Raw genomic sequence first — 20,015 nt, 5'->3', positions numbered from 1 at the left:
TCAAAACATATTTTGAAACCACATCTGCAGAATCATAAAAAAGCGCTAATCTTTTGGCAGTATTTTTGATAAAACTCACTCAAAAACAAGGAAATTGAAAACTATATATAATTCGATACGAGAAGAAGTTGTAAAGCATTCTAAAGTAAGGAATTCTGTTTTGGGGAATGTGAATGAATGGAAGAGAAGCCATTATATTATTCTTTCCGAAATTATTAAAGATGAACTCTCTGAGGCTGAAGAACTGAAGGGGGGAAAAAAATTTGAAATTGGAAATACCATTTCACATGTTACCCTTCAGCGTTTTTTTGAAAATGATTACCAGGATAAAACCCATAATGATCTCAGGTTTCTTAAAACATTAGATAAAATCTGTATTTTCTTAGGCTACAAAGACCTTAATGATTATATACTATCTGTAAGACATAAGAAACAGGATCATGAGGAATCTGATAACCGGTCAAATCTTACGCAGATGGTTTATGATTACTGTGCTGCTGCTTTTGAATTTTACAAGCTGTTTCCCATTCACAATACTGAACTGTTAAAAGATCTAGTATTTGATGATTCCCCGTTTCTGGAAAGAGCGTCACAATTCAGTAAAGAACTGTGTGATAAGGATTTTCATCTGGTTACTAAAAACAACCGGTCCAATTATGAAGTTTTTGATATTCACATCGTTACAGATGAGCCGGACAAAAAAATACTGGAGTCTCAGGAATTCTGGAACCTTCTTTTCAAAGTGGGAGAAACGGGAGAAGAGCATTTTGTCAACCAGCTGAGTACCCAGATCTACTTCATCCGGAAGATAAATAATACCTGGAAGATATGGGATAATTATAATCCTGATGCCGGAATGCTAAACAGAAAGATTGAAACAATATAAAAAGAAAGCCGTAGAGAATCTCTACGGCTTTCATGTTTCGAAATATTTTTTTCACTTGTCTTTTGTATTACAAATGTAAGTAGCCGATTTCAAACGTAAGAAACTTAAATATACTTAAGTAAACTCTTCTTTAACTTTATGTTAAATATATTCAATGAATCCAAGGGAATATTTTCGCAATGTCTAAGTTTTTTGTAATTTGCATACCAATAAAATAAAAGTAAAAGAGAAAATATGTCAACACTTACATTTGCCGAGAAAATAGCTCAAGCAGAAAATTTCTTACCGATCAACGGTACAGATTACATTGAGTTTTATGTAGGAAATGCAAAACAGGCTGCCCATTATTACAAAACCGCTTTCGGTTTTCAGTCTGTAGCTTATGCGGGTCCTGAAACAGGAGTAAGAGACCGTGCATCTTATGTGCTTCAACAAGGAAAAATCAGATTGGTACTAACAACAGGACTTAAGTCTGACTCTCTTATCAGCGAACACGTAAAAAAACATGGTGACGGAGTAAAAATTTTGGCACTTTGGGTAGACGACGCTTATGCAGCTTTCGAAGAAACAACTAAAAGAGGTGGTAAACCTTATTTAGAGCCTGTAACTTTAACTGATGAGCATGGTGAGGTAAGAATGTCCGGTATCTACACGTATGGAGAAACCGTTCACATGTTTGTAGAAAGAAAAAATTACAACGGAGCTTTCATGCCTGGATATGAAAAGTGGGAAAGTAACTATAAGCCTGAAGAAGCAGGTTTATTGTATGTAGACCACTGCGTAGGAAATGTTGACTGGAACAGAATGATCCCAACAGTAGAATGGTATGAAAAGGTAATGGGATTTGTAAACATTCTTTCTTTTGACGACAAGCAGATCAATACAGAATATTCTGCATTGATGTCTAAAGTAATGTCCAACGGAAATGGATTTGCAAAATTCCCTATCAACGAACCTGCAGAGGGTAAAAAGAAATCTCAGGTAGAAGAATATCTTGATTTCTACGAAGGAGAAGGCGTACAGCACATCGCGGTTGCTACGAAAGATATCATCCATACCGTAACTGAATTGAAAAAACGTGGTGTAGAGTTTCTTTCTGCTCCACCGGAAGCTTATTACGATATGGTTCCTGAAAGAGTAGGTCATATTGATGAAGATCTTAAAAAACTTCAGGATTTAGGTATACTTATTGATCATGATGAAGAAGGGTACTTATTGCAGATCTTTACCAAGCCTGTAGAAGACCGTCCTACTCTATTCTTCGAAATTATTGAAAGACACGGTGCACAGAGTTTTGGTGCCGGAAATTTCAAAGCTTTATTCGAAGCATTAGAAAGAGAGCAGGAAAGAAGAGGTAATCTTTAACTTTACATTAAAAATATAGGTTTTGTCAGGATTCAGTATTCTGGCAAAACTTTTTTATAAAACACAGTATATGAGAAAACTTTTAATCGGGATTTCCCTTTTAGGAACTTTAGGGCTTAAAGCACAATACGGTTCTTTGAATGAAATCCTTAACCGACTTGAACAAAGAAAAGGCATCAATCAGCATCTTGAAAATGTAAATATTGATAACAAAAAATTCGTTTTTATTAAAGATGAGGCTGATCATACGGAACGGGACTTTATTATTATCAAAGGGAACAATGCCACTTATGTAGAAGTTTTCGATGATAAAGCTACAGGAGAAAGCAGTTCTAATGTTTTCACCGGCGATATCATCAGGAAAAAAAATATTATTTCTTTAAGAGCAGATATGCTTGAAAATAAAAAAATCCCAATGCCTGTTACGAAAACGTTATTGTTGACTCAGCAGGATAATATTCTATATCTCATCGATGTCAATACCAGAGACAGGTGGATAGATGAAGCATCTTACTCAAAAAAGGCAAAATAAATATTCTTTGGAAACACTCAGCAATATTTTAATCTAACTAAAATCTAAACTTATGAAATCATTTGTAGACTATTCCTCAAACTCGGATTTTTCTATACACAATATTCCTTTCGGAGTCGCAGTTTTTAACAAAGAATATATCGGATGCTGTACAAGAATCGGAGATCAGGTAATTGATCTTGCTACCTTGTATGATCTTGGTTATTTTGAAGATATTGAAGGATTAGACGACAATGTTTTTGAAGCTTACACCATCAACGAATTTATCGAACTGGGTAAACCAATTACCAATGCTGTTCGTACCAAAATTCAAACATTATTACAGGAAGGATCAACATTATCAAAAGATCAGAAAACAATAGAAGAAGCCTTCTACGACCTTGATAAAGTAAAAATGATGATGCCTGTTCACATCCCGAACTACACTGATTTTTACAGCAGTATCGAACATGCTACCAACGTAGGAAAAATGTTCCGTGATCCGGCAAACGCTTTATTACCTAACTGGAAACATTTACCAGTAGGTTATCATGGAAGAGCATCTTCAATTGTAGTATCCGGAACAGAAATCAACCGTCCAAAAGGACAAATGAAACCTGCTGATGCAGATACCCCTGTTTTCGGACCATGTAAACAATTGGATTTTGAATTGGAAATGGCTTTCATCATCAATAAAAATACAGAGATGGGAGAAAGTATTTCAACGAAAGAAGCAGAAGATGCCATCTTCGGAATGGTTGTTTTCAACGACTGGTCTGCAAGAGATATTCAATCTTGGGAATATGTTCCTCTAGGGCCATTCCTTGCGAAAAACTTTGGTTCTTCTATTTCTCCATGGGTAGTTACTCTTGAAGCTTTGGAGCCATTCAGAACAGCTTCTCCAGTACAGGATCCTGAAGTTTTAGAATATTTAAAATTTGAAGGAGATCAAAACTATGACATCAACCTTGAAGTCTATATTCAACCAGAAAACGGAGAACAAAACCTGATCTCCGAAAGCAACTATAAACACATGTACTGGAATATGAACCAGCAGCTGGCCCATCACACAGTAAACGGATGTAATGTAGAAGTGGGAGATCTATATGCCAGCGGTACCATTTCAGGAAGCGATCCAAAATCATTCGGTTCTATGCTTGAATTGACCTGGAGAGGACAAAATCCTTTATCATTAAGCAATGGTGAAGAAAGAAAATTCATTGAAGATAATGATACCGTTACAATGAAGGCTTGGGCTGAAAAAGATGGCGTGAGAGTAGGTTTCGGGGAAGTTTCCGGTAAAATTATTCCAACACGTTAATATAAAAATTAATCATTAATTGCTTCGACTTCGCTCAGCATGACATCGCTAGAAATATGCTGTAAAACAGTTAGTATTAGAAATATCATGCTGAGCAGAGTCGAAGCATCTTTTTAATATCATTTGAATACTTAATTTAACTTAAGTGTTACAACAAAAATATGAAAACAGTAATCCCTTCCGAGATAACTTCCGTACAATTACAGACCATCATGCAGACGGCTGTTTCACCGCGCCCGATTGCTTTGGCATCTACTGTGGATAAAGATGGTACCATCAATTTATCTCCGTTCAGTTTTTTTAATATGTTCAGCACAGTTCCTCCGATTTTGATTTTTTCACCATCGAGAAGAGTTCGTGATAATACAACCAAACATACGCTGGAAAATGTTCTTGAAGTACCGGAAGTAGTCATTGGAACAGTGAATTTTCCTATTGTACAGCAGATCTCATTAGCTTCTACAGAGTATGAAACCGGAGTCAATGAGTTTATAAAATCCGGACTTACCATGAAAGAGGCTGATCTTGTACAGCCTAAACTGATTGAAGAATGCCCTGTCAACTTTGAATGTAAAGTTTTAGAGGTAAAGCCATTGGGAGATCAGGGCGGTGCCGGAAATCTTGTGATCTGTGAAGTTCAGAAAATTCACATCAGAGAAGAATACCTGAATGAAACCGGAAATCTGGATCAGAAAAAACTGGATATGGTAGCCCGTTTAGGCAGTAACTGGTATTCCAGAAGTAATGAGAACAGCCTTTTTGAAGTTCCAAAACCTTTGGTAACAAAAGGAATCGGTTTTGATCTGTTGCCTGATTCTATTAAGTACAGTAAAGTATTTACTGGGAATGACCTTGGAATGCTTGCCAATACAGAAGTATTACCTGCAGGTGACTTCCATGCGGATGAAAATATTCACCTTAATGCCCAGAAACTGCTTCTGGAAAGTAAAATTGAAGAAGCATGGACCATTTTGACCATTAAATAAAAGAAAAAAGCCTGAAATTTCAGGCTTTTTTTATTTAAAGAGGAAGTTAGAATCCGGAGGTTCATAAGGTTATGAATAACTTTTATCTCAGTTAATAACCTTTTGGAAAATAGTTCTATTTTGATTTCAATAGATATCGAATGCCATTAGCAACTCCCAGCTTCTATCTTCCCACTTCCCTTCTTATATTTTATTTTGTTTTCAATGTTTCGGAAATCGTTATTTTCCCTTTTTCAGCAAAGTCTGTTACCTTTCCGTTTTTATCAATAGAAATATTCAGATTATCATTCTTGGCATCATAGTAAATATGTGTTGCATATGCCGGACAGTCGTGCTGCTTACATCCTGACAGTTTATAAATTCCGTTTTCTGATGTAATAGGACTTTCTACATTAAAATTCTTCACCATCTCATCATATTGAGTTCCTGCAAGTTTTTTCAGTCTTTCAGTGATGCTTTTATCTTCAAACAACTTGATATCATGAGGATATTTACCCACATTTTTAGTGATACTATTGTCCGGAGCCGGAGCAGAAGGAGGTGGTGATGCTACAGAATCATTTTTTGTAATGACAGAATCTTTAGACATTACTGTAGCCAAAGTATCTGTGCTTGCTGAAGATTCTGTCTTTGCTTCTTTTTTACACGAAATAACACATAATGAGAGCGCGAATGCGCCTGCAATAACTTTTTTCATAATTATACTGATATGGTGGTTAATTTATAATAACGTAGTTTTAACCGTTTTATTTCAATTTTTCTTTGATAAAATCAATACATTTTTCGGTTACAGTATTCAGATCTTTGGGTAAATCTGTTTCTGTCCAGGGCTCTTTTGCTCCGAAAGTATGATTAGCATTTTCAATCAGGAAAAGTTCAGAATTCGGATGAAGAATATGAAGATGCTCTGCTTGTTTTACCTCTACAGCTTCATCATCCGTTCCATGAATAATCAGCATATGAGCTTTTGCCATCTCCGTTGCCCGTTCTACATCAAAACGGTGAACATTCTGCTCATAGTTCTCATAAAACTGATAATAGTGGGGCATTTCCTGCTTGGTACGCCCGTTCAGAGCATAATAAACTCCGTCCTTCTTCCAGTTTTCAAAAGCTTCTCCTGTGGGAAAGCGGTCTAAAGTATCCACACTGGCCAGAGTAATCAGACCATTGATTCTTTCATCTTCAAAAGTTTTAATGATAGAAATTCCTCCTCCCCTGCTGTGACCTATCAGAATGATCTTTTCTTCATCCACACGAGGATCTTTACTAAAGTGATCAATCACCACTCCAAGGTCAGAAAGCTCTTTAGAATAATTATTATGGCCAAAAGCTTCAAGGTCTCCAAAGTTATACGGATCATCCGGTGTAGTTCCATTATGGGAAAAATTAAACTTCACGAAGAAAAAACCTGCTTCAGCAAACTTTTCCGCCATAAGATTCCACGATCCCCAATCTTTATAACCTTTATATCCATGAACAAACAGTACCAACGGAAGCTTTTTTCCAATGTCTTTATAAAAAATATCAGCAAGAAAACCTTTTGTTTCTTTATTTTCTAAATATATATTCTTTTCACTAATCAAATTCATAAAATAAATGGGGTTTATTTAATATTATTTATATTTATGGGATTAATTTAAATTGAAATTTATGAAAAAAACTCTACTTCTTTTACTTTTAATTACTTTTTCTTTTATCCTCAGCCAGACAACCAAAAGGGTGTTCTTTATCGGAAACAGTTATACTTACGTTAATGATTTGCCTAACCTCATCCAAAGTATTGCTGCTTCTAACGGCGATGTACTGGAGCATCACAGCCATACACCTGGCGGGTCAACGCTGCAGGATCATTCCAACAATCCGGATGTGATTTCAACCATCAACCAGGGAAACTGGGATTATGTCGCATTACAGGAACAGAGCCAGCTTCCGTCATTTCCGGATTCTCAGGTTCAAAATCAGGTATATCCTTATGCTCTTCAGCTTTCCAATTTGATTAAAACATCAAATCCCTGTGGAAATGTAATCTTCTATATGACCTGGGGCCGTAAAAACGGTGATGCTGCGAATTGTCCGGGACTTCCCGCTGTCTGTACCTATCAGGGAATGGATACTCAGATTTATAACCGCTATATGGAAATGGCAACAACCAACGAAGGTATTGTTTCCCCTGTAGGTAAAGTCTGGAGAACGATCAGGGAGCAAAACCCGGCTATTGAATTGTATGATCAGGATGAATCACATCCGAGTTATATTGGGTCTATGGCTGCTGCGTATACATTTTACACTATTTTATTCAAGAAAGATCCTGCACAGATCCCTTTTAATGGAAATCTTAGTCCGGCACAGGCACAGCTAATCAAGGATATCGTTAAAACAGAGGTTTACAATCAGCCTGTAAAATGGTTTGTAACGAATAATGATGTTCACAGCAGATTCACCTATCAGCTTACCGGAGCAGGAACGGTTCAGTTTACCAATACAACACAGAATGCAGCTGCCTATTCATGGGATTTTGGTGACGGTACAACCTCAACTCTGGAAAATCCGGTACATACCTACCCTGCAGGAGGAACTTATACCGTAAAGCTGACAACAGCTGCCTGCGGAGCCACTACCACCAAAACAAAACTGATTGTGGTAAGTACCTTAAATACAGCAGAAACAGCTATTCAGGATCCTGTTCAGATTTATCCTAACCCTACTCAACATCATATTACCATTACTTCTAAAAAGAGAATTGAAATACTTTCACTTACCGATGCTTCCGGAAGAATTGTTCATTGTCATTTGAGTAAAACAGATTCAGGATATATTCTGCCACTTCAGCATTTGAGCAGTGGAGTTTATTTTTTACAGTATAAAGCTGATGAAAAGGAATTCACTAAAAAGATTATAAAAAAATAAGCTTATTTTTGCTTCATGCAGAATTTAAGAACTGTAACCGTGACGCGTTACATTCTGCCATTGAGAGAAGGAGGATCTCTTCCTGCTCTGGCAGAAGCTGATGATGATTTCAAATATGTATTAAAATTCCGTGGTGCAGGCCATGGGGTAAAAATGCTTATCTCTGAACTTTTGGGTGGAAAGATTACCGAAGCATTGGGACTAAAAATTCCTGAACTGGTTTTTATCAATGTTGATGCCGATTTCGGAAGAACGGAAGCCGATGAGGAAATACAGGATCTCCTAAAATTTTCTGAAGGTCTGAACCTTGGTCTGCACTATCTTTCCGGTTCTATCACTTATGATCCGGGAGTAAGTGTTGATCCCCTTCTGGCTTCAAAAATAGTATGGCTTGATGCCTTTATTACTAACATTGACCGTACTTTTAGGAATACAAATATGCTGATGTGGAATAAAGAGCTTTGGATCATCGATAATGGTGCTTCATTCTACTTCCACCATTCATGGCAGAATTTTGATACAGCAGCAAAAACGCCTTTCAAATATGTGAAAGACCATGTACTTCTTCCTAAGGCAAAAATGCTTGATGAAGCAGATCAATTTGCCCATGAAGTACTGAATGATATACTTTTCAGGGAGATTGTCAATACAATTCCTGAGGACTGGCTGCACTGGAATGATGCTGATGAAACGCCTGAAGAAATTCGTGAGATCTATTTTCAGTTTCTGAAAACCAGATTAGAAAATTCTCAAATCTTTATAAACGAAGCTAAAAATGCAAGAGGATAAAATATATGAATATGCGGTAATACGCTTGGTACCTAAAGTTGAAAGAGAAGAATTTTTCAATATCGGACTGGTTATGTTTTCCAAAAGGGAAAAATTCATCAGGGTAGAATTCTATTTATGTCCTGATAAATTTAAACTCATGCACAGTAAACTGGACTATGAAGATATTATCCAGAATCTTGAAAGTTTTCAGAAAATTGCCAATGGTGATAAAGACGGCGGTCCTATTGCACTGCTTGATATTCCTGAGCGTTTCCGCTGGCTGACAGCTGTAAGAAGTGCTGTGGTGCAGACTTCCCGACCTCATCCGGGAAAATCCAAAGATCTAAACAGTACTTTTGGTAAACTTTTTGAGGAGTTAGTAAAATAACACATCCTTAAAAATTTATTATGAATTTATCGATAAACAACATATCAATCTGCAGGTTTTTCACAAACCTGTTTTTTGTTTTATTCTTAGGTTTTTCTAATTTATTTTTTTCCCAGAACTTGTCACAAGTACAGGTTAAAACACCTCCTGTAAAAAGTACAGTACTTCCTAAGATAGCCCATCTGTCTGAGGATATTGTGTATAAAACCAATAAAAAAGGGAATCCTCTTGCTCTGGATTTATATATTCCTAAAAATGTTGCCACTGAAAAAATACCTGTACTGATCTATGTTCATGGAGGCGGATGGATTGAAGGCGATAAAGTAGTTCATGCAGACAATTATCTGGAAAACACTGTTGAAAAGTTAATGGCAAAGCAATATGCCGTGATCAGCATTAATTATACGCTGCTGAATGATAGTACTCATTTTCCACTGCCTCTGGAAGATACCAAAGATGCTATCAGGTGGGTAAGAAAAAATGCAGATAAATATCATTTCGATACCAATAATATAGGTCTGTTTGGGGCTTCAGCCGGAGCTCACCTTTCCCTGATGGCGGCTTATACTCCCGACAATACTTATCTGGGAAGTCCGGAACTTTCGTCTTATTCTGCCAAAGTAAATTATGTAATTGATCATTATGGTCCTGCTGATCTTAATAAGCTTTTCCATACAAGACTAGGAACAATTCCGGTAGGAATGATCGGGTTGATGTCAAAAAAGATTGTCGGTTTACAGGAAAATCTGGTAAAAGGAATTTCCGGGTATGATATCAGAAAAGATCAGGATAGAGCCATCGATTATCTGAATACCTTATCTCCAGTTAATTTTGTTTCGGAAGGAGTTCCAACTTTAATTGTTCAGGGCAATAATGACAAAATTGTTCCTTTAAACCAATCTAAAAAACTTCACAGAAAATTAAACAGAGCCAAAATACAAAACGCTCTTATCATTGTTGATGGCGGAGTACATGGTTTTGGAACAACTGATAAAGCTTATCTGGACAAAATTACTGATGAAATGGTGGATTTTGTTCTTTCACAAAAGAAGTAATATACATTCATCTATTCAATTACAATTCAAATAACTATAAATCAATATAATAAAATACATTACAACAACAAATTTGCTAGATTGATATACATATTGATATTTTTTCATTGAGAATTAATTACCTTGGCTATTGTTTAAATTATTAACAACAAAAACACCAATCAATTAATTATTTATCAATAAAAATAAGCAATATGGAATCTTTAAACAATATCAATGCGCTTACTCTCATATTTGTATCTGTTCTTATTTTTGCGATAGCTTACCGTTTCTATGGTATTTTTATTGCCAATAAAGTTCTCAGGCTTAACGACCAAAATATGACTCCTGCTGTAGAATTTGCAGATGGTAAAGATTATGTCGCTACGAATAAAAATGTACTTTTCGGACATCATTTTGCTGCAATCGCTGCTGCAGGGCCATTAGTAGGACCTGTTCTTGCCGCTCAGTTCGGATATCTTCCGGGCGCATTATGGATTCTGATTGGATGTGTATTGGGAGGCGGAGTTCATGATATGGTTGTACTCTTTGCTTCTGTGAGACACAAAGGTCAAAGTCTTGCGACTATCGCTTCTAAAGAAATCGGAAAAGCAACCGGAACCGTAGCTGGTTTTGCAATTCTATTTATCCTGATTCTTACGCTGGCGGGTTTATCGCTGGCTTGTATAAATGCAATGCATGAAGCTTCATGGTCTCTTTTTACAGTAATCATCACAATGCCTATCGCCATCATCATGGGACTGATTATGCGTTATAAAAAGAACAGTGTTTTGTTTGCAAGTATTTTAGGCGGTATCCTTTTGATTGCCGGAATCATCGGAGGACATAGTCTGATGCAGAACCCTACCATGAACAATTTATTTTCCTGGGATATTAAAACAATTTCTATCGCGATTCCTTTGTATGGCTTTATTGCTTCTGTATTGCCGGTATGGCTGCTTTTGGTTCCAAGAGATTATCTTTCCACTTATTTAAAGATAGGAACTATTATCATGCTGGCTATCGGGGTCATTGTGATTCATCCTACCATACAGATGCCAGCAATCACTGCTTTTGTAAATGGTGGAGGGCCTATTATTGGCGGACCTGTACTTCCTTTTATTTTTATCGTGATTGCCTGTGGAGCAATTTCTGGTTTCCATGCTGTGATTGCTACGGGAACAACTCCTAAAATGCTTAATAAGGAAAGAGAAATTCTTTTTGTAGGATATGGAGCAATGCTTGTGGAAGGTTTTGTAGCATTGATGGCACTTATTGCGGCATGTACACTGATGCCGGGTGATTATTTTGCGATCAACACCCCTAAGGAAGCTTATGATTCTTTTCTTGCAACACATCCTTCACTACATGGTGTAGACATAGATTATTATTCACAAAAAATAGGGATTGACCTGTATGGAAGAACCGGAGGTGCTGTATCTCTGGCTGTAGGAATGGCCCATATCTTCAACAAAATCCCTTATATGGATCAGCTGACGGCCTACTGGTATAATTTTGCGATTATGTTTGAAGCTGTATTTATTCTTACTGCTATTGATGCAGGGACAAGAGTGGGACGTTTCTTCTTACAGGAAATGCTGGGTTCTGTAGTTCCAAAATTCAATGATAAAAACTGGATTCCGGGAATTATTATCAGCAGTCTTCTTTTCACTTTTGCCTGGGGATATCTTGTGTATACCGGAAACGTAAACAGCATCTGGCCATTATTCGGAATCAGTAATCAGCTGTTGGCTGCCTGCGGACTTATCGTCTGTACAACAATGCTGATCAGGATGAACAGGGGAAAATATGCTTTATGCTCAGCTATTCCCGGAGTTTTCATGGCCGGAATTACATTCTGGGCCGGGTATATCCAGGTGACCGCCATTTATATTCCCAAAGGACAGTACTTACTGGCTGCACTAGCAGCAACAGCCATGATTCTTATGCTTATTGTATTTATAGGGGCTTTCCGAAAATGGTATCAATTGCTTCAGATCAACAAAACAGTAATGGATCATTATGGAGAACCTGTGAAGGAACTTGTGGAAAGATAAATTCATATGATCATAAATAAAAAAACAGTTCAGAAATTCTGAACTGTTTTTTTTTATAGAAGTTCCTTAATCTGATAAAAATGCAGAATATATACATTAAAACCATTAAGAAGGATTTAAGTTAAGATGAATCATTCTGATTTTTAAGCTTAAAGCGAAGCTTATCTTAATACTCTCAATATCTTAATACAATCTTAATGTTTCAAAATATAAAACTTTAAACAATTTCATAAGTCATAAGTAAGATCTGCTATTGAACTTAAAAATTGAAATTAAGTCTCGCGAAAACATATCTACCATTTTGTCCAAACTGTGAAGTAGAACGTGAATAGATAAACTGGTCATTATTGGTAGAAGCAGTAAGGTTTTTTGTTGGATAAATATCAAACAAATTGTTCACCCCCAAAGTCAACCCTACGTTTTTAGTAAACTGGTAAGCAGCAGATATATCGGTAATGATCTTATCTCCGATCGGTTGGTGTTCATTAAAATCTATGATTCCGTCTCCGTTCACATCAATAATATCAGCACCTGTTACTTTTCCAAAATAAGTATTTCTCAGATAGAACGTAGCATCCTTCCATGAAAGGGTGTGCGAAAGACTGGCTTTCACTCTAGGCACAGCTTCTTCCAGATACACTCTTGATTTTTCAGAAAAATATACTTTCTCAAGCTGTGGTGACTGTAAAAGTCCTGCAGAATGGATATCTCCTACCTGTTTGGTCTTATTAAGGTTAATAGCAAAGTTATTATCGAGTTTTATACCTGAAAATCTTACATTATGTGAAATCACTACATCCAACCCTTTTGTTTCCGTATCAATTGCATTGGTAAAGAACTGAGCACCGTTCACATTTAATTTATCATACTCTTTTTGTGCATCTGAAGGCACATCTTTTCTTAAGAACTGGTCCGTAAGGATGATACGGTTGTCGATTCTTGTGAAATATCCGTCTGCTGTAAAGCTAAGCCCTGCTGAAGGAATTTTGTAGGTAAATCCTACACTTGCTGATTTGGAAGTTTCCTGCTTCAGTTTTGGCATACTTAGCAATCCTGCCAGCTGGGAATCATTACTGAAAGTTCCTACTTCCAAAAGTTGATTATTCGTAAACAATGTAGAAGTTACATTATAATAAATCTGGTGGATAGACGGAGCTCTGAATCCTGTAGATCCTGCAAATCTCACATTGAAATTAGGCGCTATTTTGATTCTTGAAGCTAATTTATAATTGAATGTCGATCCGAAATCAGAATAATTTTCATATCTCGCAGCAGCGTCTACCAATAACCAGTTGGTGAAGTTAAATTCTACATCTGCATAAGCTGCCACCGACTGTCTGTTTTTATCCACAGCATTCTCAGGTTTAAATCCATTGAATACCTGTGATCCTCCCGGCAGAGGCAGTCCAAAAAAGTCCGTAGCTCTCTGGCTTGGATCTCCGTTCCAGATATTTCCAAATTGATCATATGTCTGATACGAAGCTTCTTCACCTTGGGTAATTTTAAAATTCTCATAGCGGTGCTCAGCTCCGAAAGCGACATTGATCCCTTCCCATACATCGTATTTTTTAGAGAAATCTAAATTGATTGTGTTTTGGGAAAATCTCAGCCCTCCTGCATTAAATTCTCTTGGCGAAGCAAAACGTAAGGAGGTATTTCCGGTGTTTTGAATATTATAGGTAAATGAATTCTGCCCGTATGTATTACTGAAATCAATATTCCAGCCGTCCCATTTCCCTTTGATTCCTGCAGCCAGGGAAATATCCTGGATATCCGTTCCAATCTGTGGAAGATAACCATTAGGATACAATCCTGTAAAAGTTCTGTTTTCAGTTGGTCTTCTGTAGAATCCTCCGGAAGTTCCGTGTCTTATGCTGTAACCACCAAAAGTATACACTTTCCAATTGTCACTTACTGGGATTTCGGCATTCACAAAAAGCTGATGATTATTAAGCTTCGACTGCCCTACCTGCATATTAAAATCCTTCCTTTCCTGCCCTCTGTACGCCAATTCCTGATCCGTAAAGTAATTAAGCTGATCTCTGGTAAAATTTCCTGATTTCAAAATACTTTGTAATGCAGAAATGGTATTGGCTCCCTGGATTGAATTTTGCAGCTCCTGAGAAAAGTAGTTTACATTTTGTGCATACTGATGTACATAATTTACAATCTGCTGTGAATTGGGTGTATTCCCAATATTCGTAAAAAGAGAAGAAAGATTAACTCCGTCATTTAGTGCACGTTGTTCAATGGCATTATAAGCATTGTAAATAGGGCCACTTTCTGTTCCGGCTCTATAGGTTGGATTTCTGAACTGTGAAGACCAAGTGATATTGAAGAAACCTCCTTTGGTTCCTATTTTATTACCATAGTTCAGATCCAGCTGAATATTCTGTCCGTCAAAATCGCCGGTATGATCATTAGTTGTTGGTGTTAAATTTCCTCCATAGCTTATTTGTCCTGCCAGTTTTCCTGTATCTCTTTTCAAGTCAAGATTAATTACTCCGGCAATGGCATCAGATCCATATTGTGCTGCAGCTCCGTCTCTTAATACTTCTATTCTGTTTAATGCAAAAGACGGAATGGCATTTAAATCCGTTCCTACGGTACCTCTTCCGGGTGTTCCGTTTACATTCACCAATGCTGAAGTGTGTCTTCTTTTTCCGTTAACCAAAACCAATACCTGGTCCGGTCCCAAACCTCTCAGCTGAGCAGGATCCAAATGATCTGTTCCGTCTGAGTTAGTCTGAATCGTAGAAGTAAATGATGGTGCTACTGCATTCAGGATTTGTCCAATATTTGTTTGTGGGAGAATGATTGAAGATTCTTTCACATTGAATACATCTACAGGAACCGGGCTGTCTGTTTTAGATCTGGCTCCAGCTCTTGATCCCAGCACCACTACTTCTTCTACATTATTGGTTTTTATACTGTCTTTATTTGTTTTGATGCTGTCTTTTTCCTGTCCGTAAGTATATACTCCAAGAAAAAATAAAACAGAGGCCGAAAGAATAGTTTTTTTATTTCTCATATAGTTTAATTTGATTGAACATTTATGTTTTTACAAGCTGCAAATGTAAAATATATTTATTAGTCTACAAAATCAATAGACTTTGTTTTTATAAAAAATGGTTATCGTTTCTTTCTATCCCTATTTAAAGTTAAGATAAATTAAGGAAACATTCATAAAAACATTGCTTTATAGATGGTTAAATTCAAAATAGATAGAGAAATATATTACCGTTTAAACGCTATAACCGCAAAGGAAAATTTACAGCTTATTATTCTTATGTTCGCAAAGGCACTTCGTTCAGCAGAGAAATTGTCTTCAATAAGTGGAACGTCATTGCGAACGAAAAATAAATACATCTGAATGAACACATTGCGAACTTTGTGTTTAAAATAGGTAATCTAAACGCTATGACCGCAAAGGAAAATTTACAGCTTATTATTCTTATGTTCACAAAAGCACTTCGTTCAGCAGAGAAATTTCTCTTTGCTAAGTGGAACGCCTTTGCGAACGAAAAAAATAGACAAAGTGCAATAGTTACATTGCGGGCTTTGCATTTAAAAATAAAATAAAACGGATCCAAAAATTGAACCCGTTTTATTTATATTGTATTGTTCTGAAATTAAATCTTAGTCAGTTTTGCATATTTCAGAATCAGGTTTTTCTCTCCTTCATGGATGAAAATAACTTTTGCTTTGATATTCTGAGGATCCGTTCCATCCAAGAAGCTAACTTCTCCAATTCCAAAACGGTCGTGTCTCACCTTATCTCCTACTTCAATATCCTGAGAAGAAGCTCCACTTGGGTTGATAATTTTAGCTGTACTTACAGGTTTCAGTTTTCTTACTTCCTGAGCAGGTTTTGAGGCATCACCTCTATCGAGAGTCTTCTTTTCAACCTTTTTGAAAGATTTCATGTCAGAAGGATGTTCATCAAAAATATTGGATCTTACCCCTGAATTATTGATAAATCTTTTTTCCAAAGCAGGATTAAGGAATTCAATATATTCATCATCAATTTCACTTAAGAATCTTGAAGGTTCTGCATCTGTGATTTTCCCCCATTGAAAACGGGAAACAGCATATGAGAAAAAGACCTGTTTTTCAGCCCTTGTCAGTGCTACATAAAATAGTCTTCTCTCTTCCTCAAGGTCTTCTCTGGTGGCAGAGCTCATAAAGCTTGGGAACAGATTTTCTTCAAGTCCTACTAAGTGAACTACTGGAAACTCAAGTCCTTTTGAAAGGTGAATAGTCATCAATGAAACCATATCATCTTCCAGGTTCTTATCCTGAGTATCTGCTGAAAGGGCGATATTTTCAAGGAAATTGGAAAGACTCGGATCTCCGTCTTCCAGCTGCATCTGCTCTTCAATGAATCCCTGCATGGAGTTCATCAATTCCTGTACGTTTTCTACTCTGGAAATTCCTTCCGGAGTCTGATCATCTTTCAAAAACTTGATTAAGCCGCTTCGTTTTGCCACTTCCATAGCAACACTGTAAGCTGTTTCTGTTTTCAGCAATACCTGAAAAGCTTTTATCATAGACCAGAAGTCGTTCAACTTGTTCAAAACTCCGTTGTTCAGGCCCAATTGAGGTGCATACATCGGAAGATTTTCCAATACTTTTGAAACCGCAATATTATGAGCATCTGCAAAAACGATCAGTTTATTCTGTGTTGTTTCTCCAATTCCTCTTGCAGGATAGTTGATGATCCTCATCAATGCTTCAGAATCATTTTCATTGATCAGAAGTCGAAGATAACCAATAAGGTCTTTTACTTCTTTTCTTTGGTAGAAGGAAAGTCCTCCATACACTTTATATGGAATATTTTTACGTCTCAGTGCATCTTCAAAAGCACGTGTCTGAGAGTTGGTTCTGTATAAAATGGCAAAATCACTGTATTTTCTCTGGTCACGGTTACGGAGTTCCCAAATATTTCCGGCAACAAAATTCGCTTCATCAGCATCGGAAAGAGATCGGTATATTTTGATCTTATCCCCTTCTTCATTGTCACTGAATACATTTTTCTTAAACTGCTGTAAATTTTTTGCAATAACTACATTAGCCGCATTTACAATATTCTGTGTAGAACGGTAATTCTGTTCCAGAGATACTGTTTTAGCATCTGTATAATCTTTTTTAAAGTTTAAGATATTGTAAATGTTAGCTCCACGGAAAGAGTAAATGGATTGTGCATCATCCCCTACCACACAGATATTCTCAAATTTTGAAGCTAATGCTTTTACAATAAGATACTGAGAGTGGTTGGTATCCTGGTACTCATCCACCATGATATATCTGAACCTATCCTGATATTTTGCAAGCACTTCAGGAAAACGGGTCAGCAGCTCATTGGTTTTCAACAACAGGTCATCAAAATCCATGGATCCGTTTCTGAAACACTGATCTACATATTTCTGATAAATCTGTCCGATGAATTTCATATTAGCCTTTTCATCCGCCTCCATCAGTTCCGGGTTGTTGAAATAAGCTTTTACCGTAATCAGATTATTTTTATAGGTTGAGATTCTTGCCTGAACTTTTTTAGGTTTATAAAGATCTGCATCAATATTCATATCCTTCAGTACTTTTTTGATCACATTCAAGGCATCCTGCTGATCATAAATGGTAAAATTGGAAGGATATCCAAGATAATGAGCCTCAATTCTTAAAATTCTTGCAAAAACAGAGTGAAAAGTTCCCATCCAAAGACTTCTTGCATTACTGTCTCCTACTACTTTTGCAATACGGTCTTTCATTTCACGAGCCGCCTTATTGGTAAAGGTAAGCGCCAGGATATTGAAAGGGTCTATTCCATTATGTATTAAATGAGCAATACGCATGGTAAGTACACGCGTTTTCCCGGAACCTGCTCCGGCAAGCACCATCAAAGGTCCTTGTAAAGAGGTAACGGCTTCATATTGTGATTCATTGAGTCCTTTCAAATAGTCCATACAGCAAAAAAATTTTGGGAACACAAAATTAATGTATTCAGAGGAGAATTCAAACTTTCATGAGAAGTTAGAAATTGCAACACTCAAATTTTAATACTTAAAATATATATCAATAGTCAATTTTGCTTTAAAATGTGAGTGGCTCCTATTAAATATTCAAAATTAAACGCTAATGTCCGCAAGATTTATTAATCTTATATATTTTGTTCGCAAAGGCATTACATTTAGCAAAGATCTCGGGCAAGCATTGCTGAGTAAAACGCCATTGCCACCGATCTGAAGGTTATTTAAATATCTTAGTGGACTCTGCGTTAAAAATACTATTTGCAGGCAAAGTAAATCGATAATTAACATTATAAATTCCTACTTTTTAAACTTTTAATTTCTAAAAATTTTCTTATTACAACATATATTTCTATACATTTTGTAACATTTAATTCACTTTTCGTACTAATTGATAAACAATTTCTAAATTTTATGAAAAAGCGACTTCTTTCTGCTGCTGCCGTAGCTTTCTTCGGGCTAATGCTGAATGCACAGCAAATCAAATTCGAAGAGTATGACCTTCCCAATGGTCTTCACGTAATTCTTCATCAGGATAACTCGGCGCCGGTTGTAACAACAGGTGTAATGTACCATGTAGGTGCAAAGGATGAAGTAAAAGGCAGAACAGGTTTTGCTCACTTCTTTGAACACCTTTTATTTGAGGGAACTCCTAATATCAAAAGAGGAGACTGGTTCAAGATTGTTTCTTCCAACGGAGGACAGAACAATGCCAACACCACCAATGACAGAACGTATTACTATGAAACATTCCCTTCTAACAACGAACAGCTTGGACTTTGGATGGAAGCTGAAAGAATGCGTCACGCGGTAATCAATCAGGTAGGTGTAGATACACAGAGAGAGGTTGTAAAAGAAGAGAAAAGATTAAGAATGGACAACCAGCCTTATGGAAATCTTTTTACAACTATTCAGAAAAATTTATTTACCAATCACCCGTACAACTGGCCTACAATCGGCTCTATGGAAGATCTGAATTCTGCTAAACTAGAAGAATTCCAGGCGTTCTACAAGAAGTTTTACGTACCGAATAACGCCACTTTGGTTGTTGCAGGAGATATCAAACCTGAACAGACTAAAAAATGGATCGAAACCTATTATGGAGGAATTCCAAAAGGAACTTTATATCCAAAAGATTTCCCTAAAGATGCTCCTATCACTCAGGAAAAAGAAGTAACGGCAACAGACCCGAATATCCAGCTTCCTGCTTATGTTTTCGCGTACAGAACTCCGGCTAACAAAGAGAAAGATGCTTATGTTTTAGATATGCTTTCTTCTTATTTAAGTAATGGAAAATCTTCGGTTTTATATAAAAAATTAGTTGATCAGGACAAAAAAGCACTTCAGGTAGCTGCTTTTAACCAAGGGCTGGAAGATTACAGTATTTTCGCCTTCTTCGCGATCCCGATGGGACAGACTACAAAGCAGGCTTTACAAGCTGACATTGATGCTGAAATCAAAAATCTTCAGACTACATTAATCTCTGAAGATGATTATCAAAAACTTCAAAACCAGTACGAAAATCAGTTTGTAAATGCTAACTCAAGCATTCAGGGAATTGCTGCTTCATTGGCAACCAACCACGTATTGATGGGTGACACGAATTTGATCAATAAAGAAATCGACATTTACAGATCTATCACAAGACAGGATCTTCAAAATGCTGCTAAAAAGTATCTTAATTCCAACCAAAGAATAATCATTAACTACGTACCTGAGAAAAAGTAATCATTTCAACTTTTAAGGTTACAATATGATTATTA

The 20,015-nt window shown here is 36.7% G+C and carries 15 protein-coding genes; 11 read left to right on the top strand and 4 right to left on the bottom strand.

All coding sequences use genetic code 11. The features are described 5' to 3' along the window. Positions 1-94 precede the first annotated feature (94 nt). The 5 genes from CHRYMOREF3P_RS18860 (at position 95) to CHRYMOREF3P_RS18840 (ending at position 5,069) form a co-directional block, all read left to right on the top strand. Complete coding sequence (locus CHRYMOREF3P_RS18860) at positions 95-886, top strand: hypothetical protein (protein WP_077414093.1); 792 nt, start codon at positions 95-97, stop codon at positions 884-886. A 234-nt stretch (positions 887-1,120) separates the two neighbouring features. Further along, positions 1,121-2,251, top strand: coding sequence for a 4-hydroxyphenylpyruvate dioxygenase (hppD, locus tag CHRYMOREF3P_RS18855; RefSeq protein WP_077414091.1), 1,131 nt, complete (start codon positions 1,121-1,123; stop codon positions 2,249-2,251). A 70-nt stretch (positions 2,252-2,321) separates the two neighbouring features. Then, the gene (locus CHRYMOREF3P_RS18850) at positions 2,322-2,783 is read left to right on the top strand and encodes a hypothetical protein (RefSeq protein WP_077414259.1); all 462 of its coding nucleotides are present in this window, start codon (positions 2,322-2,324) and stop codon (positions 2,781-2,783) included. A 52-nt stretch (positions 2,784-2,835) separates the two neighbouring features. Then, complete coding sequence (fahA, locus tag CHRYMOREF3P_RS18845) at positions 2,836-4,083, top strand: fumarylacetoacetase (RefSeq protein WP_077414089.1); 1,248 nt, start codon at positions 2,836-2,838, stop codon at positions 4,081-4,083. A 161-nt stretch (positions 4,084-4,244) separates the two neighbouring features. Beyond that, complete coding sequence (locus tag CHRYMOREF3P_RS18840) at positions 4,245-5,069, top strand: flavin reductase family protein (RefSeq protein WP_180565247.1); 825 nt, start codon at positions 4,245-4,247, stop codon at positions 5,067-5,069. Between the two features lie 190 nt (positions 5,070-5,259). On the opposite strand, the gene CHRYMOREF3P_RS18835 is transcribed toward CHRYMOREF3P_RS18840, so the two are convergent. Together CHRYMOREF3P_RS18835 and CHRYMOREF3P_RS18830 are read right to left on the bottom strand one after the other, a co-directional pair. Beyond that, positions 5,260-5,766: a hypothetical protein gene (locus tag CHRYMOREF3P_RS18835; RefSeq protein WP_077414085.1), complete on the bottom strand. Its 507-nt coding sequence runs from the start codon at positions 5,764-5,766 to the stop codon at positions 5,260-5,262. A 49-nt stretch (positions 5,767-5,815) separates the two neighbouring features. After that, positions 5,816-6,658, bottom strand: a complete 843-nt coding sequence (locus tag CHRYMOREF3P_RS18830) for an alpha/beta hydrolase family protein (protein WP_180565246.1) — start codon at positions 6,656-6,658, stop codon at positions 5,816-5,818. Between the two features lie 61 nt (positions 6,659-6,719). Here CHRYMOREF3P_RS18830 and CHRYMOREF3P_RS18825 point away from each other — a divergent pair, with 61 nt between their 5' ends. From CHRYMOREF3P_RS18825 to CHRYMOREF3P_RS18805, 5 genes are all read left to right on the top strand, one after another. Next, the gene (locus CHRYMOREF3P_RS18825; RefSeq protein WP_180565245.1) at positions 6,720-7,976 is read left to right on the top strand and encodes a T9SS type A sorting domain-containing protein; all 1,257 of its coding nucleotides are present in this window, start codon (positions 6,720-6,722) and stop codon (positions 7,974-7,976) included. A gap of 15 nt (positions 7,977-7,991) precedes the next feature. Continuing rightward, positions 7,992-8,765 (top strand): HipA family kinase, encoded by a 774-nt coding sequence (locus CHRYMOREF3P_RS18820; RefSeq protein ID WP_077414079.1) that lies wholly within the window; start codon positions 7,992-7,994, stop codon positions 8,763-8,765. After that, positions 8,752-9,135, top strand: a complete 384-nt coding sequence (locus CHRYMOREF3P_RS18815) for a DUF3037 domain-containing protein (RefSeq protein ID WP_077414077.1) — start codon at positions 8,752-8,754, stop codon at positions 9,133-9,135. Before CHRYMOREF3P_RS18820 ends, CHRYMOREF3P_RS18815 begins: the two co-directional genes overlap by 14 nt. Positions 9,136-9,254: 119 nt before the next feature. After that, the gene (locus tag CHRYMOREF3P_RS18810) at positions 9,255-10,190 is read left to right on the top strand and encodes an alpha/beta hydrolase (protein ID WP_232539063.1); all 936 of its coding nucleotides are present in this window, start codon (positions 9,255-9,257) and stop codon (positions 10,188-10,190) included. Between the two features lie 194 nt (positions 10,191-10,384). Next, complete coding sequence (locus CHRYMOREF3P_RS18805) at positions 10,385-12,226, top strand: carbon starvation protein A (RefSeq protein ID WP_180565243.1); 1,842 nt, start codon at positions 10,385-10,387, stop codon at positions 12,224-12,226. 259 nt (positions 12,227-12,485) lie between these two features. Here the strand turns inward: CHRYMOREF3P_RS18805 and CHRYMOREF3P_RS18800 are convergent, their stop codons facing one another. After that, the gene (locus tag CHRYMOREF3P_RS18800) at positions 12,486-15,257 is read right to left on the bottom strand and encodes a TonB-dependent receptor plug domain-containing protein (protein WP_180565242.1); all 2,772 of its coding nucleotides are present in this window, start codon (positions 15,255-15,257) and stop codon (positions 12,486-12,488) included. A 601-nt stretch (positions 15,258-15,858) separates the two neighbouring features. Then, complete coding sequence (locus CHRYMOREF3P_RS18795; RefSeq protein WP_180565241.1) at positions 15,859-18,189, bottom strand: ATP-dependent helicase; 2,331 nt, start codon at positions 18,187-18,189, stop codon at positions 15,859-15,861. Positions 18,190-18,666: 477 nt separating this feature from the next. Between CHRYMOREF3P_RS18795 and CHRYMOREF3P_RS18790 the strand changes: the two genes are divergently transcribed. Beyond that, the gene (locus CHRYMOREF3P_RS18790) at positions 18,667-19,980 is read left to right on the top strand and encodes a M16 family metallopeptidase (protein ID WP_180565240.1); all 1,314 of its coding nucleotides are present in this window, start codon (positions 18,667-18,669) and stop codon (positions 19,978-19,980) included. The last annotated feature ends 35 nt before the right edge of the window (positions 19,981-20,015 follow it).

The organism is Chryseobacterium sp. JV274, from assembly GCF_903969135.1.
GTDB lineage: Bacteria > Bacteroidota > Bacteroidia > Flavobacteriales > Weeksellaceae > Chryseobacterium.
Note: the sequence above shows the minus strand (reverse complement) of the source record. Positions and strands in the feature narration are given on the sequence as shown.